21 protein-coding genes are annotated in these 23,482 nt (G+C 67.5%); 13 read left to right on the top strand and 8 right to left on the bottom strand.

Annotated features, from left to right (window positions below; translation table 11 throughout):
* Positions 1-165: 165 nt before the first annotated feature.
* A complete protein-coding gene (locus PGN12_03380; protein MEH3102926.1) occupies positions 166-1,164 on the bottom strand; it encodes a ligase-associated DNA damage response exonuclease in 999 nt (332 codons plus the stop codon).
* A gap of 73 nt (positions 1,165-1,237) precedes the next feature.
* On the opposite strand from PGN12_03380, the gene PGN12_03375 reads away from it, so the two are divergent.
* From PGN12_03375 to pdeM, 5 genes are all read left to right on the top strand, one after another.
* Positions 1,238-1,417 carry a hypothetical protein gene (locus PGN12_03375; protein MEH3102925.1) on the top strand — a complete coding sequence of 60 codons (180 nt, stop codon included), beginning with the start codon at positions 1,238-1,240 and terminating at the stop codon, positions 1,415-1,417.
* A gap of 193 nt (positions 1,418-1,610) precedes the next feature.
* Positions 1,611-4,019 (top strand): ligase-associated DNA damage response DEXH box helicase, encoded by a 2,409-nt coding sequence (locus PGN12_03370; GenBank protein MEH3102924.1) that lies wholly within the window; start codon positions 1,611-1,613, stop codon positions 4,017-4,019.
* A 32-nt stretch (positions 4,020-4,051) separates the two neighbouring features.
* Positions 4,052-4,984, top strand: a complete 933-nt coding sequence (locus PGN12_03365; GenBank protein ID MEH3102923.1) for an aspartyl protease family protein — start codon at positions 4,052-4,054, stop codon at positions 4,982-4,984.
* Between the two features lie 59 nt (positions 4,985-5,043).
* The gene (locus PGN12_03360) at positions 5,044-6,438 is read left to right on the top strand and encodes a M20/M25/M40 family metallo-hydrolase (GenBank protein MEH3102922.1); all 1,395 of its coding nucleotides are present in this window, start codon (positions 5,044-5,046) and stop codon (positions 6,436-6,438) included.
* 40 nt (positions 6,439-6,478) lie between these two features.
* Positions 6,479-7,156 carry a ligase-associated DNA damage response endonuclease PdeM gene (pdeM, locus tag PGN12_03355; GenBank protein ID MEH3102921.1) on the top strand — a complete coding sequence of 226 codons (678 nt, stop codon included), beginning with the start codon at positions 6,479-6,481 and terminating at the stop codon, positions 7,154-7,156.
* Between the two features lie 3 nt (positions 7,157-7,159).
* Here pdeM and PGN12_03350 read toward each other — a convergent pair whose 3' ends face one another.
* Positions 7,160-8,389 carry a UbiH/UbiF/VisC/COQ6 family ubiquinone biosynthesis hydroxylase gene (locus tag PGN12_03350; GenBank protein ID MEH3102920.1) on the bottom strand — a complete coding sequence of 410 codons (1,230 nt, stop codon included), beginning with the start codon at positions 8,387-8,389 and terminating at the stop codon, positions 7,160-7,162.
* A 113-nt stretch (positions 8,390-8,502) separates the two neighbouring features.
* On the opposite strand from PGN12_03350, the gene PGN12_03345 reads away from it, so the two are divergent.
* Positions 8,503-10,821, top strand: coding sequence for a DNA translocase FtsK 4TM domain-containing protein (locus tag PGN12_03345; protein ID MEH3102919.1), 2,319 nt, complete (start codon positions 8,503-8,505; stop codon positions 10,819-10,821).
* Between the two features lie 62 nt (positions 10,822-10,883).
* Here PGN12_03345 and PGN12_03340 read toward each other — a convergent pair whose 3' ends face one another.
* Positions 10,884-11,576: a dienelactone hydrolase family protein gene (locus tag PGN12_03340; GenBank protein ID MEH3102918.1), complete on the bottom strand. Its 693-nt coding sequence runs from the start codon at positions 11,574-11,576 to the stop codon at positions 10,884-10,886.
* Between the two features lie 143 nt (positions 11,577-11,719).
* On the opposite strand from PGN12_03340, the gene PGN12_03335 reads away from it, so the two are divergent.
* The 6 genes from PGN12_03335 to PGN12_03310 are packed head-to-tail and all read left to right on the top strand — an operon-like array spanning position 11,720 to position 17,253.
* Entirely contained in the window at positions 11,720-11,956 is a 237-nt protein-coding gene (locus PGN12_03335; protein MEH3102917.1) for a DUF6489 family protein, read from the top strand.
* Positions 11,953-13,224: a tRNA uridine-5-carboxymethylaminomethyl(34) synthesis GTPase MnmE gene (gene mnmE, locus PGN12_03330; protein ID MEH3102916.1), complete on the top strand. Its 1,272-nt coding sequence runs from the start codon at positions 11,953-11,955 to the stop codon at positions 13,222-13,224. Before PGN12_03335 ends, mnmE begins: the two co-directional genes overlap by 4 nt.
* Before the next feature lie 9 nt (positions 13,225-13,233).
* Positions 13,234-14,949, top strand: a complete 1,716-nt coding sequence (mnmG, locus tag PGN12_03325) for a tRNA uridine-5-carboxymethylaminomethyl(34) synthesis enzyme MnmG (protein MEH3102915.1) — start codon at positions 13,234-13,236, stop codon at positions 14,947-14,949.
* Positions 14,946-15,554, top strand: coding sequence for a 16S rRNA (guanine(527)-N(7))-methyltransferase RsmG (rsmG, locus tag PGN12_03320; GenBank protein ID MEH3102914.1), 609 nt, complete (start codon positions 14,946-14,948; stop codon positions 15,552-15,554). Before mnmG ends, rsmG begins: the two co-directional genes overlap by 4 nt.
* On the top strand, positions 15,554-16,336 hold the full coding sequence (locus PGN12_03315; GenBank protein MEH3102913.1) for a ParA family protein: 783 nt from the start codon (positions 15,554-15,556) through the stop codon (positions 16,334-16,336). Before rsmG ends, PGN12_03315 begins: the two co-directional genes overlap by 1 nt.
* A complete protein-coding gene (locus PGN12_03310; GenBank protein MEH3102912.1) occupies positions 16,333-17,253 on the top strand; it encodes a ParB/RepB/Spo0J family partition protein in 921 nt (306 codons plus the stop codon). Before PGN12_03315 ends, PGN12_03310 begins: the two co-directional genes overlap by 4 nt.
* Positions 17,254-17,390: 137 nt before the next feature.
* Here the strand turns inward: PGN12_03310 and PGN12_03305 are convergent, their stop codons facing one another.
* The 4 genes from PGN12_03305 to PGN12_03290 are packed head-to-tail and all read right to left on the bottom strand — an operon-like array spanning position 17,391 to position 21,910.
* Complete coding sequence (locus tag PGN12_03305) at positions 17,391-18,401, bottom strand: DNA polymerase III subunit delta (GenBank protein ID MEH3102911.1); 1,011 nt, start codon at positions 18,399-18,401, stop codon at positions 17,391-17,393.
* Positions 18,398-18,910, bottom strand: coding sequence for an LPS assembly lipoprotein LptE (lptE, locus tag PGN12_03300; protein MEH3102910.1), 513 nt, complete (start codon positions 18,908-18,910; stop codon positions 18,398-18,400). The genes PGN12_03305 and lptE overlap by 4 nt, the downstream gene beginning before the upstream one ends.
* Positions 18,907-21,447, bottom strand: a complete 2,541-nt coding sequence (gene leuS / locus PGN12_03295) for a leucine--tRNA ligase (GenBank protein MEH3102909.1) — start codon at positions 21,445-21,447, stop codon at positions 18,907-18,909. Before leuS ends, lptE begins: the two co-directional genes overlap by 4 nt.
* 16 nt (positions 21,448-21,463) lie before the next feature.
* On the bottom strand, positions 21,464-21,910 hold the full coding sequence (locus PGN12_03290) for a DUF3576 domain-containing protein (GenBank protein MEH3102908.1): 447 nt from the start codon (positions 21,908-21,910) through the stop codon (positions 21,464-21,466).
* A gap of 247 nt (positions 21,911-22,157) precedes the next feature.
* Here PGN12_03290 and PGN12_03285 point away from each other — a divergent pair, with 247 nt between their 5' ends.
* Positions 22,158-22,832 carry a hypothetical protein gene (locus PGN12_03285; GenBank protein ID MEH3102907.1) on the top strand — a complete coding sequence of 225 codons (675 nt, stop codon included), beginning with the start codon at positions 22,158-22,160 and terminating at the stop codon, positions 22,830-22,832.
* Positions 22,833-22,940: 108 nt separating this feature from the next.
* Here the strand turns inward: PGN12_03285 and PGN12_03280 are convergent, their stop codons facing one another.
* Positions 22,941-23,477: a thiamine phosphate synthase gene (locus PGN12_03280; GenBank protein MEH3102906.1), complete on the bottom strand. Its 537-nt coding sequence runs from the start codon at positions 23,475-23,477 to the stop codon at positions 22,941-22,943.
* Positions 23,478-23,482: the final 5 nt, after the last annotated feature.

Raw genomic sequence — 23,482 nt, 5'->3', positions numbered from 1 at the left:
AGGTCAGGGATGCTGGTGTAATCGTCGCACAGGAAACGATGCAAGCCGTTGTGGCTACCACGATCCGTCAATCCCGCGCAGGCGGGAATCCAGACGCGCAGGTCTTCGCAAGGGTCGCAACGTCAGAGGTTCTGGATTCCCGCCTGCGCGGGAATGACGTGAGCCTCAATCGTCCTCATCCTCGAACCCGACCAGCGCCAGCGCGCGCGCCTTGATCTGGCGGGTCATGCACCAGTGCACCAGCGCCTCCTCGCGCCCGTGCGTCACCCACACCTCGCGCGGCGAAATCTCGCTCAGCGTCTCGGTGAGTTCGTCCCAATCGGCATGGTCGGACAGGATCAACGGCAGCTCGACGTTCTTCTGCCGCGCGCGCTGCCGCACGCGCATCCAGCCGCTCGCCATCGCCGTGATCGGATCGGGGAGCCGGCGCGACCAGCGGTCGTTGAGCGCCGACGGCGGGCACATCACGATATGCCCCGCCATTTCCGCCTTCGCGACCCCGGTCGCCGGACGCAGCTCCCCGAGCGGGACGCCATGCGCCGCATACAGATCGCACAGCCGCTGGAGCGCGCCATGGATGTAGATCGGGGCGGTGTGCCCGCGGACGCGCAGCTCCGCGATCACGCGCTGCGCCTTGCCGAGCGCATAGGCGCCGACCACGATGCAACGCTCCGGATTGGCGTGGAGCCGCGCGATCAGTTTGTCGATCTCGTCGCCGGTGTCGGGGTGCCGGAACACCGGCAGCCCGAAGGTCGCCTCGGTGATGAAGACGTCGCATTTGACCGGCTCGAACGGCGTGCAGGTCGGGTCGGCGCGGCGCTTGTAATCGCCCGATGCGACCACGCGCTCGCCGCGGTGATCGAGCACGATCTGCGCCGAACCGAGCACATGCCCGGCGGGCACGAACCCGATCTCGACCGCGCCGAGCCGGATGCTCTCACCATAGGCGACCGGGTGGCCGACCTGCTCGCCATAGCGCGCGTCCATGATCGCGAGCGTCTCGGGCGTCGCCCATACCTCGCCGTGCCCGCCGCGTGCGTGGTCGGCATGGCCGTGCGTGACCAGCGCGCGCGCAACCGGGATCGATGGGTCGACCCACGCATCGGCGGGACGCACGTACAGCCCGTGCGGATGCGGTTCGAGCCAGTCGCCGAGCGTTACCATGCCGCACCAACCGCGCGCGCGGATCGAAGTTCATCGGCGCGTCGTTGACCACCCGAGATACAGGAGAGAGCCGATGGCAGGCGACGGTTTGTGGAGCTTCGTGGTGATCGCCGGGCCGATCATCCTGGTGGCGGCATTGTTGTTCGCGATGCTGCGCAACCGCCGCAAGCCACATGAGGAAGCGCGAACCGAACAGGCGACGCGCGAGCTGTACAAGCAGCAGTCGGCGGAGGATCGCACGCGCACGCCGTGACCTCCCGTCATTGCCGCGTCTCCTCCGTCATTCCCGCGCAGGCGGGAATCCAGAACCTCTGACGCTTGTGGCTGCTACGACGACCTGCGCGTCTGGATTCCCGCCTACGCGGGAATGACGGAGGTGGTGGAACACGCAGTTGCCACGCCGGTCGTACCACCTACATCATTGCCATGCCCGCCCGGACGCCCGATTGACCGCCCTCCCCGCCGTCCTCACCGACTGGTTCGCGCGGCGTGGCTGGCGGCCGCGCCGGCATCAGCTCGCGATGCTGGACGAGGCGCGCGCCGGGCATCACGCGCTGCTGATCGCCGCCACCGGCGCGGGCAAGACGCTCGCCGGTTTCCTCCCGACGCTGGCCGAACTGATCGACGCGCCGCTCGACGGGCTGCACACGCTCTACGTCTCGCCGCTCAAGGCGCTGGCGGTCGATATCCAGCGCAACCTGCTCGCGCCGATCGAGGAGATGGGGCTCGACCTGCGCGTCGAGACGCGCACCGGCGACACACCGTCCGATCGCAAGGCGCGGCAGCGGGTCAAGCCGCCGCAGATCCTGCTCACCACCCCCGAATCGCTGTCGCTGTTGCTCAGCTATCCTGACAGTTTCACGATGTTCGCCGGGCTGCGGACGATCGTCGTCGACGAAGTCCATGCCTTCGCCACTGGCAAGCGCGGCGACCTGCTCAACCTGTGCATGGCGCGGTTGCAGACGATCGCGCCCGCTCTGCGCCGCGTCGCGCTGTCCGCGACGGTCGCCGACCCGGACGGCTATCGCGCGTGGCTCGCGCCCGATGGTGATATTGACCGCGTCGCGCTGGTGCATGGCGATACCGGGGTCGATCCCGACATCGCGATCCTGCTGCCCGAAGGCCGCGTACCATGGGCGGGCCATTCCGGACGCTATGCCGCCGAACAGGTGATGGCCGAGATCGAAACCCACAAGACCGCGATCGTCTTCTGCAACACCCGCAGCCTCGCCGAGCTGATCTTCCAGGATCTGTGGAAGGCCAATGCGATGCAACTGCCGATCGGCATCCATCACGGCAGTCTCGAAAAGGAAGCGCGCCGTAAGGTGGAAAGCGCGATGGCGGACGGCCGGCTCCGCGCGCTGGTGGCGACCGCCAGCCTCGACCTCGGCGTCGACTGGGGCGACGTTGACTGCGTGATCCAGATGGGCGCGCCCAAGGGCTCGTCGCGGCTGCTCCAGCGGATCGGGCGCTCGAACCACCGGCTCGACCAGGCGAGCGAGGCGATCCTCGTCCCCGGCAACCGCTTCGAATATCTGGAGGCGCGCGCCGCGCTCGACGCGGTCGAGGCGGGCGAGCTGGACGCCGACGTTTTCCGGATGGGCGCGCTCGACGTGCTCGCGCAGCATGTCATGGCGTGCGCCTGCGCCGCGCCGTTCGATCAGGCCGCCATGCTGGCCGAGGTACGCTCCGCCCTGCCCTATTCCGCGCTGACTGACGAGCTATTCGACCGCGTGCTCGGCTTCATCCGCGACGGCGGCTACAGCTTGCGCGCCTACGACCGCTTCAAGCGGCTGACGCAGGATGCCGACGGCCGCTGGCGGGTCAGCCATCCGAAGTTCGTCGCGCAGCACCGCCTCAACGCTGGGATCATCGTCGAGGCGACGATGCTCAAGGTACGGTTCCGCAACGGCCGTGCGCTCGGCAAGGTCGAGGAAGGCTTCGCCGCGACATTGAGCCACGGCGACACCTTCTTCTTTGCCGGGCTGAGCCTCGAGGTCGAGAAGATCGACACCGAGGATCTGATCGTCCGCGCCACCAGCCGCCCGGCGCGCATCCCGACCTATGGTGGCAGCCGGATGCCGCTGTCGACCAACCTCGCCAACCGCGTCCGGCGCTTCCTCGACACGCCCGGCGAATGGCATCGCTTCCCCGACGACGTGCGCGAATGGCTGGAGATCCAGCAACGCCGCTCGACGCTGCCGCACCCCGAGCAATTGTTGGTCGAGACCTTCCCGCGCGAGGGGCGGCATTACATGGTCGCCTACAGCTTCGAGGGCTGGAACGCGCACCAATCGCTGGGGATGCTGGTGACGAAGCGGATGGAAACGCTCGGGCTCAAGCCGCTCGGTTTCGTCGCCAACGACTATGCGATTGCCTGTTACGGGCTGGAGAAGGTCACCGATCCCGCCGCGCTGTTCAGCGCCGACATCCTCGAACATGAGTTCGTCGAATGGGTCGAGCGCTCGCACCTGCTCAAGCGCGCCTTCCGCGAGGTAGCGGTGATCGGCGGGCTGGTGGAGCGCCAGCATCCCGGCAAGCGCAAGACCGGGCGGCAGGTGACCTTCTCGACCGACCTGATCTACGACGTGCTGCGCCAATACGAGCCCGGCCATGTGCTGCTTCAGGCGGCGTGGGCGGACGCGCGCGCGCGGATGACCGATGTCGGGCGGCTCGCCGACCTGCTCGACCGCGCCGCGGACACGATGGTGCATGTCGATTTGCCGCGCGTCACCCCGCTGGCAGTGCCGGTGCTGACGTTGATCGGGCGCGAGAAGGTCGCGACCGGCAGCGCCGACGACGCGCTGCTGATCGAGGCCGAAGCGCTGGCCGCCGAGGCGATGCGCGTGGATTGATCGCCCGCGTGGGCAGGCGTAGGTTGTCCGGGATGGAGAGGATGCTCGCGCTGTTGCTCGCCTGCGCCGCCGTGCCGGCGAACGCCCAGCAGGCTCCGGCGCCCGAGCCTCCGGTGCCGCCGACCGCGCCGATCGGCGATGACCTTGCGTTTCTTAGTCAGGAAGACCGGATGACCGTGCCGGTGCGGATCGACGCCGCCGGCCCGTTTCCCTTCATCGTCGATTCGGGCGCGCAGCGCAGCGTCATCTCGCGTCAGCTCGCCTCCCGGCTCGGACTACCGCCCGGCCCGACGGTGCGGATGACGACGATCACCGGCACCAGCACCGTCGATACCGTTGTGATCCCGTCGCTGTCGGTCAGCACGCTCGGCGCACGGCGGGTCGAGGCGCCGGCGCTCGATGCCAAGGACATGGGATCGCTTGGTATCCTTGGCATCGACGCGATGCAGGATCATGCGCTGACGATCGATTTTGACCAGCAACGGATGACGGTGACGCCCGCTGTGGGGGTGAAGCCGCCGCGCCCCGAGCCCGGTGAGATCGTGGTGCGCGCGAAGAGCCTGTTCGGGCAGTTGGTCGTCACCAACGCCACGGTTGCCGGGCGGCGCGTGCGCGTGGTGCTGGATACCGGGACCAGCGTCAGCATCGGCAATCTGGCGCTGCGCCGCCTGCTGACGCGTCGCGGTGGCGGGATCCCGATCGTCTTCACCAGCGTCACCGGCGACAGCATTACCACCGATTACGCCTCGGTGCCGATGCTGACTTTAGGCAGCGCCACGATCCGCGCGCTGCCGGTCGGCTTCGCCGATGCGCGGCCGTTCGCGGCGTTCGGGCTGGAGGGGAAGCCTGCATTGCTGCTGGGCATGGACGTGCTGCGGCTGTTCCGGCGCGTGCACATCGATTTCGCGCGGCGCGAGCTGCGCTTGCTGCTGCCACGCGACGCCGGGCGTGCGCGCGTGTTGTAAGATGTTGCACCCCTGCCGCTTCGCTGCGACGATCGTCGCAACGACGAAGGGGAGTGTGAATGCGCAAGATGGCGATCGCGGCCGGCGTGGTGACGATGCTGGCGACGGGCGCCACGGCGCAGACGCGCCCCGACCAGAAGGCGTTCTTCAATCTCTACAAGGAGATGGTCGAAACCAACACCGTCGTGAACGTCGGCAGCTGCACGCAAGCGGCGGAACAGGTCGGCGCGCGGCTGAAAGCGGCCGGCTTTGCCGATGCCGACCTTACGATGTTTGCCGTACCCGAACATCCCAATGACGGCGGGATCGTCGCCGTCCTCAACGGCAGCGACGCCCTCGCCAAACCGATCCTGTTGCTCGGCCACCTCGACGTCGTCGCCGCCAAGCGCGACGATTGGCAGCGCGACCCGTTCAAGCTGGTCGAGGAAGGCGGCTATTATTACGCGCGCGGCGCGGTCGATGACAAGGCAATGGCGGCGATCTGGGCTGATGCGATGATCCGCTTCCGCCAGCAGAAGTATCGCCCGAAGCGGACGATCAAGCTGGCGCTGACCTGCGGCGAGGAAACCACCTTCGCCTTCAACGGCGCGCAATGGCTGGCGCAGAACCACCCGGAGCTGATCGCCGCCGAATTCGCGCTCAACGAGGGCGGGGGCGGACGGCTCGATGCGGCGGGCAAGCGCCAGTTGCTGGCGGTGCAGGTCGGCGAGAAGGCCGCGCAGAACTACACGTTCGTCACCACCAACCCGGGCGGGCATAGCTCCGCCCCAACGCCCGACAATGCGATCTACGAGCTGGCCGACGCGATCAAGGCGGTGCAGGGCCATGAATTCCCGGTCCGTTTCACCGACACCACCCGCGCCTATTTCACCGCGACTGCGGAACGCGCTGACAGCGAACAGGCCGCAGCGATCCGCCGGTTGCTCGCCGATCCCACCGACAAGGCCGCCGACGCGATCGTCAGCCGCGACAAGGTACTGCATTCGACGCTGCGCACGACCTGCGTCGCGACCTTGCTCAACGCCGGTCATGCCGAGAACGCGCTGCCGCAGCGCGCCACTGCCAACGTCAATTGCCGAATCTTCCCGGGGGAGACGGTCGACGGCACGCTCGCGACGTTGAAGCACCTCGCCGGCGACAAGGTGACCGTCACCATCAATCAGCCGATCCGCCCGACCGCCGTCCCGCCGACGCTCGATCCGAAGGTAATCGAGCCGATGAAGCGGGTCGCGGCAAAGCATTTCCCGAAACTGCCGCTGCTGCCGATGATGTCGACCGGCGCGACCGATGGCGTGTTCCTCGAAGCGATCGGCATTCCGGTGTATGGCGTGCCCGGCACGTTCGTCGACCCGCAGACCAGCGGCGTGCATGGCCTCAACGAGCGGATCCGCGTCGATGCCCTGTACGACGCGCGCGACTATATGTTCGATCTCGTGAAAGCCTATGCCGGCTAAGCTGTTGATCCGCGTTGCCGGCTGAGGCATGGCGCTCGGCATGGTTCCCGTTCCGTTCGCCGAGCTCCGCTTCGCTGGGCACGTCTGGCAGGCGTTGCCCGAGGGCGCGCTGTTCTGGCCGGCGCGGCGGGCGTTGTTGGTGGCCGATCTGCATCTCGAAAAGGCGAGCTGGTTCGCGCGCGGTGGGCAGATGTTGCCGCCCTATGATTCGATCGCGACCCTGACTGCGCTCTCCGCGACGGTCGCGGCGACGGGTGCGGAGGAAGTCTGGTGCCTGGGCGACAGCTTCCACGATATCGCCGGTTGTGACCGCCTTCCCGATGCCGCGCGCGAGCGACTGTCGGCCTTGACCGCCCTGACGCGCTGGACCTGGATCACCGGCAACCACGATCGCACCTACGTCGATCGCTGCGGCGGCGCAGTACGGGACGAGGCGATCGTCGATGGGGTGGTGCTGCGTCACGAGGCCGATCCACGTGAAACACGTCCCGAGCTATCGGGTCATTATCATCCGAAGCTGCGGGTGAAGGTGCGCGGCAAGCTGGTCGCGCGGCGCTGCTTCGTGGCGACCGCGACCAAGCTGATCTTCCCGGCCTTCGGCGCGCTGACCGGCGGGCTCGACGTCACACACCCCGAGATCGCCCGCGCGACCGGCGGCGGGGCGGAGGCGCTGGTCGCCCTGCCCGACCGGCTGTTGCGTTTCCCGGTTGCGGCCTGACCGTCAGACCATCGTACCCATCAACAATCTGGGCAGGTCACCGCTTTCGCCACGCGCCTCCGCCATGAAGCGCTCCTTGAGCGGCGGGAGGCGATCGACCGCCGAGATGCCGAACCGCCGCACCGCGCTCGCCGCCTTGCCCGGCACGCCGAACAGCCGCGTCAGCGTGTCGGTGGCGGCGGCGACCATGAATGTGTCGAGGCTCCGCCACCGTTCGTAGCGCTTGAGCAGTTGCGCATCGCCCGCTTCCAGCCCGAGCCGCCGGCCCTCGACCAGCACCTCGACCAGCGCGGCGACGTCGCGGTAGCCGAGGTTCACGCCCTGCCCCGCGATCGGATGGATGCCGTGCGCCGCATCGCCGACCAGCACCAGCCGCGTGTCGGTCAGCCGCGCCGCATGGTGGAAGCCGAGCGGATAGCTGGCGCGCGGCGAGGCATGCGACAGCGCGCCGAGGAACCCGCCCATGCGCTTCTCCGCTTCGGCCAGGAAACCCCGATCGCCGAGCTTTAGCATCCCCGCGGCATGGTCCCCCGCCACCGTCCAGACGATCGCCGAACGGTGCCCGATCTCGTCATCGGGCAACGGAAGCAGCGCGAACGGCCCGGCGGAATAGAAGATCTCATAAGCCACATTCTCGTGGCTGCGCTCATGATGAAAGGCGCCGATGATCGCGGCATGGTCGTAGTGCCAGCGCGCGACGTTGATCCCGGCCGCCTCACGCGTCGGCGATTGCCGTCCCTCGGCGGCGACGAGCAGGTCGGCAGTGACGGTCGCCCCCGACGACAGCGTCGCCCGCACCCCATCGGCATCGCGCACGATCGTCGTCGCGCGCGTCTGCATCCGCAGATCGACCCGCTCCGCCGCGACCGCCGCATCATAGAGCGAGCGGCGCAGCAGCCGGTTCTCGTACATCGTGCCGAGCGCGGCATCGTCGGGTGCGGGGATGAAATCGAGCTTGCCCGGCGCCAGACCGTCGCTGACGCGGATCTGCCGGATCTCGCAGCCCTTGCCACGCAAGGCATCGCCGACCCCGATCGCATCGAGCATCTTGTGGCTCGCGCTCGCCACTGCGGACGCGCGACCGTCGAACCCCGCGGTCAGTGTCACCGCCGGATCGGCAGGATCGACGACGATCGAGGAGAGGCCGTGCCGATCGAGCGCGACCGCAAGCGCGCTGCCGACCAGCCCGCCGCCGAGGATGAGCACGTCTGCCCGGGCATCTGCTTTGTCCATGATCCTGCCCTATCGTCACGCGCGCGCGATGCCAACGTCCACCGCCATCTTGACGTACAACGCGCGGCGGCGGAGAATATGGCGGTATTTTCTGACATCGTTGGGGGTTCGGGATGGCAAGCCGTGTCGACGCGCCATTGTGGCGTGAGACGGTCAAGGCCGGGGCGTTGCGCAGCGGGGCGCTGATCGTCGCCACCGCCTTGTTCGCGTTGACGGTGGCGATGGCGGTGGCGCTCGTCACCTACCAGCCGGGCGACGCCTCGCTCAACACCGCCGCCGCGGGCGTGACGGGCAATCTGCTCGGCAGCCCCGGTGCGTGGTTCGCCGATCTCGCGCTGACCGTGTTCGGCCCGGCGGTGGCGTTGTTGCTGCCGGTCGCGCCGATCGTGGCGCTGCGCCTGTGGCGCGCGCAGCCGGCGGGAGACGGCTGGCGGATGCTCCGCAACGCCGCGATCGGCGTCGCGTTGATGGCGGTGACATTGACCTGCGTCGCGCCCGGCGCGGTGCCGGCGCTGCCGTTCGGCTGGGGCGGTGCGGTCGGCTCCGGCGTGGTCGGTGCGATCCGCTCCGGCATCGCGCTGATCGGTAACCCGCAGGTGACATGGTGGAGCGTGCTCGCGCTGGGGCTCGTCACCGGGATCGCTGGCGCGATCCTGTGGGGACGCAGCCTCGAGATCGATCTGGCGCGCTTCGCCCCCTCCCCGCGCCTGCTCCGCCGGCGGGCGCGCGACGACGAGGCCGGCGGTGACGATGCGGCATTCGACGAGGTGCAGGACGATGAGGACGCGCCGTTCGCGCTCTCGCGCAGTCCCGCACCGCGCGCGGTGGCACAGCCCGACAACCGCCCCGCCCCGGTCATCAGCGATCGCACCACCGCCCCGTCGCTCGCGCCGCCGAAGCCGCAACAGCGGCTCGACCTGCGCGACACGTTCGTGCTGCCGTCGCTCGACCTGCTCACCCCCGCACCCGCGAACCAGAGCAGTCCGGTCGACAAGGCCGGGCTGGAGCGGAACGCGCGGCTGCTCGAAACCGTGCTCGACGACTTCAAGGTGCAGGGCGCGATCACCGAGGTCCGCCCCGGCCCGGTCGTGACGATGTACGAGCTGGAGCCCGCCCCCGGCACCAAGGCGAACCGCGTCATCGCGCTGGCCGACGATATCGCGCGCAACATGTCGGCGATCTCGGCGCGCGTCGCGACGATCCCCGGCCGTTCGGTGATCGGCATCGAGCTGCCCAATACCAAGCGCGAGATGGTGTCGCTCCACGAACTCGTCGCCAGCCAAGCGTTCGAGGACCAGACGGCGCAGCTGCCCGTCATCCTCGGCAAGAACATCGCCGGCGACCCCGTCATCGCCGATCTCGCGCCGATGCCGCACTTGCTTGTCGCCGGCACCACCGGCTCGGGCAAGTCGGTCGGGCTCAACGGCATGATCCTGTCGCTGCTCTACCGGCTGACCCCGGATCAATGCCGGATGATCATGATCGACCCGAAGATGCTCGAACTGAGCATGTACGACGATATCCCGCACCTGCTCTCGCCGGTCGTCACCGATCCCGCCAAGGCGGTGCGCGCGCTGAAATGGGCGGTCGAGACGATGGAGGATCGCTATCGCCAGATGTCGTCGGTCGGCGTCCGCAGCCTAGCCAGCTTCAACGACAAGGTTCGCGCGGCGCGCGCGAAGGGCACCCCGCTCGGCCGTCGCGTCCAGACCGGCTATGGCGAGAACGGCCAGCCGATCTACGAGGAAGAGCAGCTCGATTACGACGTGCTGCCGCAGATCGTCGTCATCGTCGATGAGCTGGCCGACCTGATGATGACCGCCGGCAAGGAGGTCGAATTCCTGATCCAGCGCCTCGCGCAAAAGGCGCGCGCGGCGGGCATCCACCTCATCATGGCCACGCAGCGTCCGTCGGTCGACGTCATCACCGGCGTCATCAAGGCCAACCTGCCGACCCGAATCAGCTTTCACGTCACCAGCAAGATCGATTCGCGGACGATCCTCGGCGAACAGGGCGCCGAGCAGCTGCTGGGGCGCGGCGACATGCTCTACATGCCCGGCGGCAAGGGCATCGTCCGCGTCCACGGCCCGTTCGTCAGCGACGACGAGGTGCGTGCGGTCACCGATCACTGGCGCGCGCAGGGCCAGCCCGATTACATCGAATCGGTCACCGAAGAGCCGGCGGAAAGCTTCGCGCTGGAGGGCGCGCCGACTGGCGAAGACTCGCCGGAGGATCAGCAATATCGCGCCGCGGTGTCGATCGTCTGCGGCAGCCAGAAGGCGTCGACCTCCTGGCTCCAGCGGCAGTTGCGGATCGGCTATAATTCCGCGGCGCGCTTGATTGAGCGGATGGAGAAGGAAGGCGTGGTGAGCCGCCCTGACCATGTCGGCCGTCGCGAAGTGCTGCGCGATACCGACGGCAATCCGGCGTGAACTGACCGGCCGCCATCGTCATCTGGTGGCGGCCGGTTCGAGATGACGAGGCGTCCTCGGTCTCAGCCGAGGTGCTCTGCGAAGAACGCGGCGGTGCGTTGATCGGCCAGTGTCGCCGCGGCGTCCGAGCGCCGCTTGCCGAACTCCGTCGCGAAACCGTGATCCTCGCCCGGATAGTCGTGGAGCGTAACCTTCGGATGATCGTCGAGGCCGGCATGCATCGCGGCTTGCGTCGCCTTGTCGACGAAGCCGTCGTCCCCCGCAATGTGGAGTAGCAACGGCTTCGCGATCGCGTGCTTCTCGCCGAGCAGTCCATCGATGCCGACCGCATAATAGCCGACGCTCGCATCGACGTCCGTGCGGGCCGCGGTCATATAGGCGAGCCGTCCGCCAAGACAGTAACCGACCGCACCGACGCTCGCGACACCTTCGCCACGGGCGAAGCGGATCGCGGCCTCGATATCGCGGATACCCTGATCCTGATCGAACTGCCCCATCAGCGCCAAGGCGCGCTCCATCTCCGGTGCGATATCGGGGTCGAGCGAAATGCCCGGTTCGATCCGCCAGAACAGGTCAGGCGCGATCGCCAGATAGCCCGCCTCCGCCAGCGTATCGCACTTGCGGCGGATGCCGGCGTTGATGCCGAAAATCTCCTGAATGACGATGATCGCCGCCTTCGGCTTCCCCTCCGGAGACGCGCGATAGGCCGGGAGCGTCGCACCATCCAGGGTCGGGATCGAAATCATATCGGTCATTCGCTGCATCTCCATTCGACGTCGCCTCCATAAACCACCGCTGCCGACAAAGTGCCACGGCTCTGCCGTTGCGACGCGACGTGGTTCGCGCGCATAGATCGTCGGTCGCTGGACGGTCGGCGGCGGATGCGGGGAATGCGGCGATGAAGGTCACGATCGAAGTTGATTGTACGCCGGAAGAGGCACGGCGGATGATGGGATTGCCCGATCTCACCCCGCTCCACGATCATTACCTCACGCGAATGCGCGAGATGATGGATGGGCAAGGTCTGTCGCCGGAGTTGATCAACGCGATGTTTCGCAGCTGGGCACCGGTCGGCGATACGGGAATGGACTTCTGGCGTCAGTTGTTCACGAACGGCCCGAAGACCGGCGGATGACCGACACGATTTTCGCGCTGTCGAGTGGCCGGCCGCCGGCGGCGATCGCAGTTATTCGGATCAGCGGGCCGAAGGCACGATCGGCGGGCGGGGCGCTGGCCGGCAGTCTGCCACCACCGCGAACCGCTGGCCTGCGCCGCCTCCGCGATCGACACGATGCTACCCTCGATCAGGCGCTGACATTGTTCTTCCCCGGCCCCGCAACCGCTACGGGTGAAGATCTGGTCGAATTGCACCTGCACGGCGGTCGGGCGGTCGTCGCCGCAATCGAGGCCGAGCTGGCGCTCCTGCCCGGCGTGCGCCTTGCCGAGCCCGGCGAATTCACGCGCCGTGCGTTGTCGAACGGCCGACTGGATCTGGCGCAGGCGGAAGGTCTCGCCGATCTGCTCGAGGCCGAAACCGAGATGCAACGTCGCGCCGCGCTTGCGATGGCCGAAGGCGGGTTGAGCAGGACGGTCACAGAATGGCTCGACGCATTGAGCATGGCGTCGGCACGGATCGAGGCCGAGCTCGACTTCGGCGATGAGGACGATGTGGCGCAGGCTTCGGCCTTCGATCCGGCGTCGCTGACCCCGGTCATCGAAGCGATGGTCGCGATGCTGGACCGTCCGCCGGTCGAGCGCTTGCGCGACGGCGTGGTGGTCGTGCTCGCCGGGCCGCGTAACGCCGGCAAGTCATCGCTCTTCAACGCGCTGCTAGGAAGACCCGCAGCGATTGTCACCGATATCGCGGGAACGACCCGCGACGTTCTAGAAGCCTCCGTGGTCCGCGACGGCATCCCATTCCGGCTGGTCGATACCGCGGGTCTGGCAGAAGAAACCGCCGATCCGATTGAGGCGATTGGCATCGAGCGCGCGCGCGCGCTGCTCGATGCCGCCGACATCATCCTCTGGCTCGGCGACCTAGAAGACGCCCCCCCTCAGGCCGTTACGATCGGTGCCCGTGCCGACGAGCGCAGCTATCGCGCCGACTGCTATGATCATGTCGTCTCGATCCACACGCCGGCGACGATCGACGCCTTGTGGTCCGGTATTGCGAGCCGTGCGGCACGATCGCTTGGCGACCTGTCGGGCATCGTCCCCCATCGTCGCCATCGTGAGTTGATCGGTCGGGCACTCGTCGAACTCCGGCACATCGGCGGGGGTGACCTCCTTCTGGACGCCGAGCACCTTCGGATTGCCAACTTAGCTCTTGGCACGATATTGGGCCGCGACGCGACCGAAGCGATGCTTGACGCGCTGTTCGGCCGCTTCTGTTTGGGAAAATGAGTGTTCCACGTGAAACAGTTCGACGTCGTGGTGGTCGGCGGTGGCCACGCCGGCACTGAAGCAGCTGCCGCGGCGGCGAGACGTGGTGCGAGAGTCGCGCTGATATCGCAGGCTCTCGCGCAGGTCGGTACGATGTCATGCAACCCGTCGATTGGCGGCTTAGGCAAAGGACATCTCGTCCGCGAGGTTGATGCGCTCGACGGTTTGATGGCCCGCGCGGCCGATGACGCTGGCATCCACTATCGGATGCTCAACCGATCGAAGGGCTTGGCGGTACAGGGACCTCGGCTACAAGCCGATCGCCGCCGATACCGCGCGTCGATTCATCGCCAATTGGCCGATTACCCGAATGTCACGCTGATCGAGGGAGAGGCAACGGCTCTCGAAACGCAAGGCGCAGTCACGACCGGCGCGATTCTGGCAGACGGAACCCGCCTCGAAACACGAGCGATCGTTCTGGCAACCGGCACCTTCCTCGGTGGCAAGATCTTCCGCGGCCTCGATCGCGCGGCAGGGGGGCGGATCGACGAGCGGCCAGCCAACCTCTTAGGTGAGCAACTCCGGGCGTTGAGCCTTCCGATGGGACGGCTGAAAACCGGCACCCCTCCCCGGCTCGATGGTCGAACGATTGACTGGGCACGACTGGAGCCTCAGCCCTCCGACGTGGACCCGTGGCGCATGTCACCGATGACGAATACGCCGCGCTTGCCACAACTCGCGTGCGCCATCACGCGAACGTCCGAAAGGACGCATGACGTCATTCGGCGCGGACTGGCCACCTCCCCATTATTCAGCGGGGATATCGAGGGCGGCGGACCGCGGTACTGCCCGTCGATCGAGGACAAGGTCCATCGCTTCGGCGATCGCGACGGTCACCAGATTTTTCTCGAACCCGAAGGGCTCGATGATGCCTGGATCTACCCGAACGGTATCTCCACCTCGCTGGATGTCGAAACGCAGACTGCGATGGTTCGGACGATCTCCGGTCTCGAACGAGCGCAGATCGTCCAACATGGCTATGCCGTCGAATATGACTACATCGATCCACGATCACTCGACCATCGCCTCGCGCTCGGCGCGATCCCTGGCGTCTTCTGTGCTGGTCAATTGAACGGCACCACGGGCTATGAAGAGGCGGCGGCGCAGGGCGTGGTCGCGGGATTGAACGCCGCCGCCTATGCCTGTGATCTGGAGCCGATGATCGTCGACCGGGCGCGCGGATATATCGGGGTGATGATCGACGATCTCGTCTTGCAAGGCGTCAGCGAGCCATACCGGATGCTGACCGCGCGCGCCGAATACCGCCTCGCGCTGCGCGCCGACAATGCCGAGACACGGCTGTCCGAGTGGGCAGGTTCGCTCGGCGCCCTCACCGCCCGCCGCCAGGAACATGTGCGACGCCGATCACGGATGCGCGAAGCGGCCCGCGCGGGAGATGATCGCACCGCGAGTGCCGACATCGTGCGCGAAGTTGCCGAGGATCGCCGCTACGCGCCCTATCTCGAGCGCCAGAGCGAGGAGGTCGAACGGATGCGCCGCGACGGCAACATCGCGATCTTCACTGATGGCGCAGCACTAAGGACAATACCCGGGTTGTCGACTGAAATGATCGAACGTCTCGAGCTTGCGTCGCCACGGACGCTTGATGAAGCATCGCGTGTTCGAGGTGTCACGCCGGCCGCGATCGCCGCTCTTTGGCTTCATGCAAGGAAGCGATCGGCATGACCGAGGACGAAGCGATTGCCTGGTGTCGCGAGCGGTTCGGTCAGGACGCCACCGCGCGACTGGATCGGTTTCGCGCCATGGTGCTTTCCGAAAACGAGCGCCAGAACCTCATCTCTCCTGCCTCCTGCGACTTCATCTGGAATCGACACATCGTCGATTCTGCGCAGCTGGTGACCCACATGCCTGCCGCCACCCGGACGTGGTTCGACATCGGCTCCGGTCCCGGCTTCCCCGGTCTAGTCGTGGCGATCGTCACCGATGCGCATGTTTCGCTGGTCGAACCGCGAGCGAGAAGGGTGGAATTCCTTCACACCGTCGTTGCCGACCTCGCGCTCTCCAACGTTACTGTTGAGAAGAGCAAGGCTGAGACGACCAGCGGCAGAGCCGACGTCATCAGCGCACGCGCCGTCGCGAGCATCCCGGACCTTGTCGCCATCACGAGCCATCTTCGGCACAGCCGCACGCGAATGATCCTTCCCCGTGGCCGTAATGGTGCTAGTGAGGTGGCTCTGCTGCCCGCTAAATGGCGGTCGATGTTTCACGTGGAACATAGCGTCACCGATCCCGCCTCGATGATCGTGATCGCAGATGGAGTGAAAGACTGATGTTCTGCATCGCGGTCGCCAATCAGAAAGGTGGCGTTGGCAAGACGACCAGCGCCATCAACCTCGCCACCGCCCTCGCCGCATCCGGTCATCGCGTGTTGCTGGTCGATCTCGATCCGCAGGGTAATGCCTCCACCGGCCTGGGGATTACCCAGGCGCAGCGGCAGCGATCGAGCTACGATGTCCTGATCGACAGCGATGGCGTCGCAGAGGCCGTCGTAGCAACCAACATTCCACTCCTCGACGTCATGCCGGCCACGGTCGATCTCTCCGGCGCGGAGATCGAACTGGTCGAATTCGAGCAACGAACGCACCGGCTGCGGCGCGCCTTCGAATTGACCACCCGATCGTGGGACATCGTGCTGATCGATTGCCCGCCCTCTTTGGGTTTGCTGACGATCAACGCGATGGTGGCGGCGGACGCATTGTTCGTACCGCTGCAGTGCGAGTTCTTCGCGCTCGAAGGACTTAGTCAGTTGCTCAACACCGTCGAGCGGATCCGCTCGCGGTTCAATCCGTCGCTGTCGATCCTAGGCGTGGCGCTGACGATGTTCGATCGCCGCAACCGGCTCAGCGATCAGGTATCCACCGACGTCCGCGCCGTCCTCGGCAACGTCGTCTTCGATACCGTGATCCCCCGCAACGTGCGGCTCTCCGAAGCCCCCAGCCATGGATTGCCGGCACTGATCTATGACCATAAGTGCAGCGGCTCCGAAGCGTATATCGCGCTTGCCCGCGAATTGATCCGGCGTCTGCCGCAGATGGAGAATGAAGCAGCGTGAGTGATTTCGCTTCCCGCCGCGCCAAGAATGGTCTCGGGCGTGGCCTGAATGCGCTGCTCGGCGATGTCGCGCAGGATGAGCGCGACAGCGGAGAAAAGGGCGCGGCCCGCGGCGCCGTGCGGATGATCCCCGTCTCCGCGATCGCGCCGCATCCCGATCAGCCACGTCGGCATTTCGACGAGGCCGCGCTCGACGAACTCGCCGCCTCGATCGCGCAGCGTGGCGTGATCCAGCCGATCATCGTCCGCCCGCACGGCCACGATTTTCAGATCGTCGCGGGAGAGCGGCGCTGGCGTGCCGCGCAACGCGCGCGCCTCCACGAAGTCCCGGTCGTGGTTCGCGACTATTCGGACAGCGAGACGCTGCAAATTGCCCTGCTGGAGAACATTCAGCGGCAGGACCTCAACGCGATCGAGGAGGCGCGCGCCTATCAGCGCCTGCTCGACGAATTCGGACATACGCAGGAAGAGCTGGCGCGCGCGGTGCACAAGTCCCGCAGCCACGTCGCCAACCTGCTGCGGTTGCTCGATCTCCCGCCCGAGGTCCAGGCGCAGGTCGTCGAGGGCAAGCTGGCGATGGGCCATGCGCGGGCTCTGGTCGGCGCCGCCGATCCCATCGCCCTCGCCGAGCAGGTACTGACGCAGGGGCTCTCGGTGCGACAGACCGAGAAGCTCGCCAGTCAGGACAAACATGGCGCACCCACGTCACGCGGCGGTGTGGCACGGCCGGGGCATGTCGCATCGGCGGGCGGCGGCAGCGCGGATATTGAGGCGCTCGAGCGTCAGCTCGCCGACCTGCTGGGTCTGCGCGTCACGATCGCGTTCAACGATGACGGTCGCGGATCGATCACGCTCGACTATAGCTCGCTGGAACAGCTCGACATGGTGTGCCAGCGACTGAGCGGCGAGCGTATTTAGATCATGATGGCGTAAGGTCGAGTGCACCGATCGTCATTGCGAGCGTAGCGACGCAAACCAGCGCGTCCTGACCCGGCCCTGGACGACTTCGCTACGCTCGCCATGACGGATCAAAGTCGACGGCGTCATGCGCTCGTCTAGCGAACCGACCGTGCCAATCGTAGCAGGAACGTGTCGGCGACGACTCGCCCGGCAGGTCCGGCGGCGATGATCTCGCGCTCGGTGCGCCGCGCGGCGCGTTGCGCGGCGATCAGCGCCGGCAGCGTCCAGCGTCGCAACGCCGCAGCGGTGGCCGCCTCTTCCCGCCAAAAGACACGGTGACGCTTCATCACCTGCTCGACCCCCTCGCCGCCGTCCACTGCGGTGCGCATCTCGGCGAGCATCACCAGCCGGCGTCCCAACGCCCGGAACACCGGGATCGGCGATGCGTCAGGCCCGTTCATGCGGCGCAACCCGTCGATAAGCACGTCGACCTTCCCCGCCGTGACCGCGAGCACGACCTCGCCGATTTCGCCCTCGGCGATCTCTGCGCCGATCGCCTCCAGCGCGTCCTCATCGGCGTCGGCCGGCCGCTCGGGTGCGGCATCCAGATACAGCGCGAGCTTCTCGACCTCGCGCATCATCACCGATCGGTCGCCATCGCTCGCGCGGATGATGCGTTGCACCGCCGCAGGCGACATTCGCAGTCCGGCCCCCCGCGCCAGCTCCGCAACGATCGCTGCCGCGTCACGCGCGCCCGGCGGATAGCAGGCGAACGCCAGCGCGCGATCCGAATCGATCGCCGCCTTCACGAGCTTGCCGGTCGCCTTCACCGTCGGTGCGAGAACGATCGCCGGATTGCCCGCGCGCTCTGCCACCAGAAGCGCGGTCACCGCCTCCAGCGATTCCTCACCTGCCCCGGTGACCCGCACGAACCGCGCATCACCGAACAGCGACAGCGCTGCCGCTTCGTCGGCAAGCCGCGCCGGATCGCTGCGCAACGTCGGCGCGTCGATATCGACGCGCTCGGCCCCCTCGCCCATCGCCTTGGCGAGCCGCGCAACGAACGCCTGTGCCACCGCTTCGTCAGGACCGTGAAGCAGATAGAGGCGAATGTCGGACGGCGGCCGATCGAGCGCCGCAATCAGCCGCGCCTCGGTTGCCTTCATGATTTGGGCGGCTGGGCCCGCCGCGCATAGAGCGCCAGTCGCGCGACGATCTGGTCGGCGATCGTCTCCGACAGGCGTTCGAGCGCGGTACTCTCCGCCGCGATCGTCGCATATTCGGAGCCGACGACGTCGATGCCGGCATCCGACCCCGCCGTCGCGTCGAGCACCACCGATCCGCTCGCGGCGTCTACCAGCTGATAACGCGCGCGCAGCGTCCGCCGCTCACGGGCGACCGAATCGTCGCTGCGGGCACCCAGCCCGACGATCTTGTCGTCGAGACGCACGTTGAGGCGATAGCGAGCCGCACCGCCGCCGATCGCCTTGAGCCGCTCGTTGAGCGCGCCGCCGACCAGCCACCCGGCCTTGCCGTCGATCGGGGCGACCTCGACCTCGCCGAGCGTCGCGGCGATCGGGCCGGCGCCGCCGCCGGTGTAGAGCGGGGTGAGCCCACAGCCACCAAGGGGTACCGCCGCCAGCGCCGCCACAATCAGGATCGCATGCGACCTCACGCGACGATGTTCACAAGCCGGTCGGGGACCACGATCACCTTGCGCGGCGTCTTGCCCTCCAGCGCCCGCAGCACCTTCTCCGACGCCAGCGCAGCCGCCTCGGCATCTTCCTTGGCCAATCCCTTGGCGAGCGTCAGCGTATCGCGCAGCTTGCCGTTGATCTGCACCGCGATCGTCACTTCGTCCTCGACGAGCAGCGCGGGATCGACGCTCGGCCAGGCGGCGTCGGCGATCAACCCGCCGTCGCCATGCGCCGCCCAGGCCTCTTCGGCGATATGCGGCGCCATCGGCGCGACCAGCCGCATCAGCGTCGCGATCGCGGCATCACGCGATGCGGAGGGCGCGGCCTTTTCGATCGCCGCGACCAATTCGTAGAGCTTGGCGACGGCCTTGTTGAACGACAGCGCCTCGATCGCGGCGGCGACATCGGCGATCGTGCGGTGCAGCTTGCGATCGAGCGCGACATCGCTGCCCGTACCGGCCGTCTCGCTCCCGAACAGCCGCCACAGCCGCTGGACGAAGCGCCACGCGCCTTCGATGCCGTTCTCGCTCCACTCCAGATCGCGCTCCGGCGGGGAGTCGGAGAGCATGAACCACCGCACCGCGTCCGCGCCATATTGATCGACGATCGGTTCGGGATCGATCGTGTTCTTCTTGGACTTTGACATCTTCTCGACGCGCCCGCGGATGATCGGGATCGCCCCGCCCTCCTCGGTCTGGACGAACAATGCCCCGCCCTCGCCGACGCTGAGGTCGGCGGGCGACACCCACAACGCGCCCGGTGGCCCGTCGTGATCGGGGATGTCGAGCTTGTACGTCTCGTGGGTCACCATGCCCTGCGTGAACAGCCCGGTGAACGGTTCAGCCAGATCGATCAGCCCGACATGCCGCAGCGCGCGCGTCCAGAAGCGTGCGTAGAGCAGGTGGAGGATCGCATGTTCGACCCCGCCGATATATTGCCCGACCGGCAGCCAGCCTTCGGCCACCGCGCGATCGAAGGGCTTGTCGTCCGGCTGGCTGGCAAAGCGGATGAAATACCACGACGAATCCGCAAACGTGTCGAGCGTGTCGGTATCGCGCAGCGCATCTGCCCCGCAGGTCGGACACGCGACATGCTTCCACGTCGGATGGCGATCGAGCGGGTTGCCGGGAACGTCGAAACTGACGTCCTCGGGCAGCTTGACCGGCAATTGCTCCCGAGGAACCGGCACTTCGCCGCAGGTCGCGCAATGGATCACCGGGATCGGCGTCCCCCAGTAGCGCTGACGGCTCACGCCCCAGTCGCGCAGGCGATAGACCGTCGAGCCCTGCCCCCAGCCACCCGCCTCCGCGCGCGCGATCACCTCGCGCTTGGCAGCGTCGATATCGAGCCCATCGAGGAACTGCGAATTCACCAGCCGGCCGGGACCGCTATACGCCGCATCCTCGTCGAACACCGGGTCGGTCTTCTCGCCATCGGCGACGACGCGGCGGATCGGCAGCTTGTACTTGGAGGCGAAGTCGAAGTCGCGCTGGTCATGCGCCGGCACGCCGAACACCGCGCCGGTGCCATAGTCCATCAGCACGAAATTGGCGATGTAGACCGGCAGCTCGCCCGCGCCGAACGGATGCGTCGCGGTCAGCCCGGTGTCGTAGCCGAGCTTCTCCTGCGTCTCCAGTTCGGCGGCGGTGGTCCCGCCCTGCTTGCACCGCTCGATGAACGCGGCGGCGTCCGCATCACGCGCGGCGAGCGCCTGCGCGATCGGATGATCGGCCGCAACCGCGACGAAGCTGGCGCCGAACATCGTGTCGGGCCGCGTCGTGAACACCTCGACCGCGCCGCCATCCGAGAGCGCGAAGCGGAACGTCAGCCCCTGGCTCTTGCCGATCCAGTTCTCCTGCATCAGCCGGACCTTGTCGGGCCATTGGTCGAGCGACCCCAGCCCCTCGATCAGCTCGTCGGCGAATTGCGTGATCTTGAGGAACCACTGGCTCAGCTTGCGCTTCTCGACCAGCGCGCCCGAGCGCCAGCCGCGCCCGTCGATCACCTGCTCGTTGGCGAGCACGGTCATGTCGACCGGGTCCCAATTGACCGCCGATTCCTTGCGATAGACCAGCCCGGCCTTGTAAAAATCGAGGAACAGCGCCTGTTCGTGGCCGTAATATTCCGGCTCGCAGGTCGCGATTTCGCGCGTCCAGTCGAGCGCGAAGCCCAGCCGCTTCAGCTGCGCCTTCATCGCGGCGATATTGGCGCGCGTCCAGTTGCCCGGGTGCACGCCCTTTTCCATCGCAGCGTTCTCGGCCGGCATCCCGAACGCATCCCACCCCATCGGGTGGAGCACCTCATGCCCGGTCATCCGCCGATAGCGCGCGAGCACGTCGCCCATCGTGTAGTTGCGGACGTGCCCCATGTGGATCTTCCCCGATGGATAGGGGAACATCTCCAGCACATAGCTCTTCGGCCTGGGGCTGTCGTCGCGCGCGGCGAAGGTGGTGCGTTCGTCCCAGACGCGCTGCCAGTGCGCGTCGGCCTTCAGGGCATTGAAGCGGGTGGTCATTTCGGTCGTCGTCGCCTCAACCGGTCACCGCGCCGCGGCGCAGGTCGCGGGCGCGCGTCAGGATGATGTCTTCCAGCTTCTGCGTCGTCGCCGCCTCGACCGGCGAGCCGACCCATTGCCCGCCGCGATTCACCTCGCGCAGCGCGGCGACGCGCACCGCATCGGCGCGCAGATCCTGGTCGAGGATCGAAACGGTCACCTTCATCCGCTCGGTCGGCGTCTGCGGATTGACGTACCAGTCGGTGACGATCACCCCGCCGTTGGAATCGGTCTGGAGCAGCGGCATGAAGCTGAGCGTGTCGAGCGTCGCGCGCCACAGATAGCTGTTGACGCCGATCGTCGTCACCTTCGACGCGGCGAGGTCGCCGGCCGGCTTGCCGCCGCGTCCGCCGCACGCCGACAGGCTCAACGACAAGGCAACAGCGGCCGACAGGCCAGCCGCAAGGCGCAAGGGGCGGAACATCGGCATCGTCCTTACAGGGAATTCGGTAATCCTGCCCGCTCTACCCGCACCCTCTGCCCCCGGCAAGCGCGCCACCATGTGGACATGATGCAACAGGTGGCAGAGAAAGCGCAGCGTTGGTCATGGACTCGGAACGGATTCCTGTTAGGCCCGCTCCATTGGTCGGACAGATTCGTCCGGCACAAAGGGGATGGATCAGATCGTGGCCGCATCGCGCCGCATCGCTGCATTGATCGGGGGGGGCCTGTTGGCCGTCGCCGTCGCAGCCGTGCCTGCGCTCGGTGCCGCGGATTCGGCGCCTCGTTCGGCCCGCAAGCTGGTCGCCGCGCCGCGGGTCAGCGGTTCGTTCACCCCCTCCGCTGCCGATCCCAAGCTCGCGGCGCTGTTCGCGCGCGGCGGGCTCGACGCCAGCGGCTTCCGCTTCACGCCCTCCGAATCGCGGATCGGCAACCGCGCGGTCACCGTCGCGGTGCGCGCCCGGTCGAGCCTCGCGGCACGTGACAACGCCCGTTATGCCGCGGCAGCAACGACGCCGACCACGGTCGGCCTTGCGCCGATCGCGTACAATCTCGGCGTGTCGGTGGGCTGGAAGCGGTTCGCGATCTCGGGCGACGTCGCCAAGGTCGATCTCGCCGGCATCCCGGGCAGCCGCGAAGCCGCCGACGTCGCGCTCAGCTATTCGGGCGCGAAGTGGAGCGGCCGGGTCGGCGCGAGCGCGGATCGTCCGCTCCCCGGCGCGACACGCGCGCTCACCGAGGCGAACAGCTATTCGATCGACGTGGGCGGCAGCTATTCGCTCACCCGCAACCTCGATCTCACCGCCGGAATGCGGCTGAAGACCGATCGCGAGCGCCTGACCCGCGCCGACGACGATCGCCGCGACAGCCAGGCGATCTACGTGGGCACCGCGTTCCGCTTCTAGGATCGCCGGCTGCTCGTGGTCTTTCCCGACCAGCCGCCTTCGTCGTCCCGGACTTGATCCGGGACCCCGCTCCTTCTTCCCGCCATCTACGGGACGCGCACCGCCCGATCAGGTCCGTCGTGACGACCGGGAAGATGTCGCCCACGCATCGATCGCGGCAAACCCGTCGAAGCCCAGCGCCGCCACCCGCCGAAAGCGGCGCTCGTCCATCCCGCCCAGCGCGATCACCGTCACCGGCAGCCCCCGCGCGACCGCCGCGGCGCGCCATAAGCCTAGCGCGGCACCTCCCGGGTGCGACCGCGTCACGAACACCGGCGACACCAGCACCACATGCGCGCCCGCCCGCACCCCCGCCAGCGCCTCACGCCGGTCATGCGCCGGCCATGTCACCACGCCGCGCCCGCGCCGCGCGTGACGCCCCGCTGCGCCCGGCAACGACGCCTCACCCGCCAGCACCAGCACCAGCCGACGCCGCCGCGCCACCCGCCGCACCCGTTCGAACAGCGCCCGCCGGTCTGCGGAGGGCGTATGATAATGCCGAAAGATCACCCCCGCGCCACGCGGCAGCCGATCGAGCGCCAACCACAGCCGCTCGCCCTGACGCTCGTCGGTCATCAACCAGCGGACGGGGTGGCGGGCAGGCATGGCGG

Origin of the sequence: Sphingomonas phyllosphaerae, assembly GCA_036946405.1 — a bacterium.
Classification (GTDB): Bacteria; Pseudomonadota; Alphaproteobacteria; order Sphingomonadales; family Sphingomonadaceae; genus Sphingomonas; species Sphingomonas phyllosphaerae_D.
Note: the sequence above shows the minus strand (reverse complement) of the source record. Positions and strands in the feature narration are given on the sequence as shown.

Excerpts from the sequence above, each read along its gene's own strand:
- PGN12_03380 (MEH3102926.1), bottom strand. The coding sequence starts at position 1,164 with ATGGTAACGCTCGGCGACTGGCTCGAACCGCATCCGCACGGGCTGTAC.
- PGN12_03375 (MEH3102925.1), top strand. The coding sequence starts at position 1,238 with ATGGCAGGCGACGGTTTGTGGAGCTTCGTGGTGATCGCCGGGCCGATC.
- PGN12_03365 (MEH3102923.1), top strand. The coding sequence starts at position 4,052 with ATGGAGAGGATGCTCGCGCTGTTGCTCGCCTGCGCCGCCGTGCCGGCG.
- PGN12_03360 (MEH3102922.1), top strand. The coding sequence starts at position 5,044 with ATGCGCAAGATGGCGATCGCGGCCGGCGTGGTGACGATGCTGGCGACG.
- pdeM (MEH3102921.1), top strand. The coding sequence starts at position 6,479 with ATGGTTCCCGTTCCGTTCGCCGAGCTCCGCTTCGCTGGGCACGTCTGG.
- PGN12_03350 (MEH3102920.1), bottom strand. The coding sequence starts at position 8,389 with ATGGACAAAGCAGATGCCCGGGCAGACGTGCTCATCCTCGGCGGCGGG.
- PGN12_03345 (MEH3102919.1), top strand. The coding sequence starts at position 8,503 with ATGGCAAGCCGTGTCGACGCGCCATTGTGGCGTGAGACGGTCAAGGCC.
- PGN12_03340 (MEH3102918.1), bottom strand. The coding sequence starts at position 11,576 with ATGACCGATATGATTTCGATCCCGACCCTGGATGGTGCGACGCTCCCG.
- PGN12_03335 (MEH3102917.1), top strand. The coding sequence starts at position 11,720 with ATGAAGGTCACGATCGAAGTTGATTGTACGCCGGAAGAGGCACGGCGG.
- mnmE (MEH3102916.1), top strand. The coding sequence starts at position 11,953 with ATGACCGACACGATTTTCGCGCTGTCGAGTGGCCGGCCGCCGGCGGCG.
- rsmG (MEH3102914.1), top strand. The coding sequence starts at position 14,946 with ATGACCGAGGACGAAGCGATTGCCTGGTGTCGCGAGCGGTTCGGTCAG.
- PGN12_03315 (MEH3102913.1), top strand. The coding sequence starts at position 15,554 with ATGTTCTGCATCGCGGTCGCCAATCAGAAAGGTGGCGTTGGCAAGACG.
- PGN12_03305 (MEH3102911.1), bottom strand. The coding sequence starts at position 18,401 with ATGAAGGCAACCGAGGCGCGGCTGATTGCGGCGCTCGATCGGCCGCCG.
- leuS (MEH3102909.1), bottom strand. The coding sequence starts at position 21,447 with ATGACCACCCGCTTCAATGCCCTGAAGGCCGACGCGCACTGGCAGCGC.
- PGN12_03290 (MEH3102908.1), bottom strand. The coding sequence starts at position 21,910 with ATGTTCCGCCCCTTGCGCCTTGCGGCTGGCCTGTCGGCCGCTGTTGCC.
- PGN12_03280 (MEH3102906.1), bottom strand. The coding sequence starts at position 23,477 with ATGCCTGCCCGCCACCCCGTCCGCTGGTTGATGACCGACGAGCGTCAG.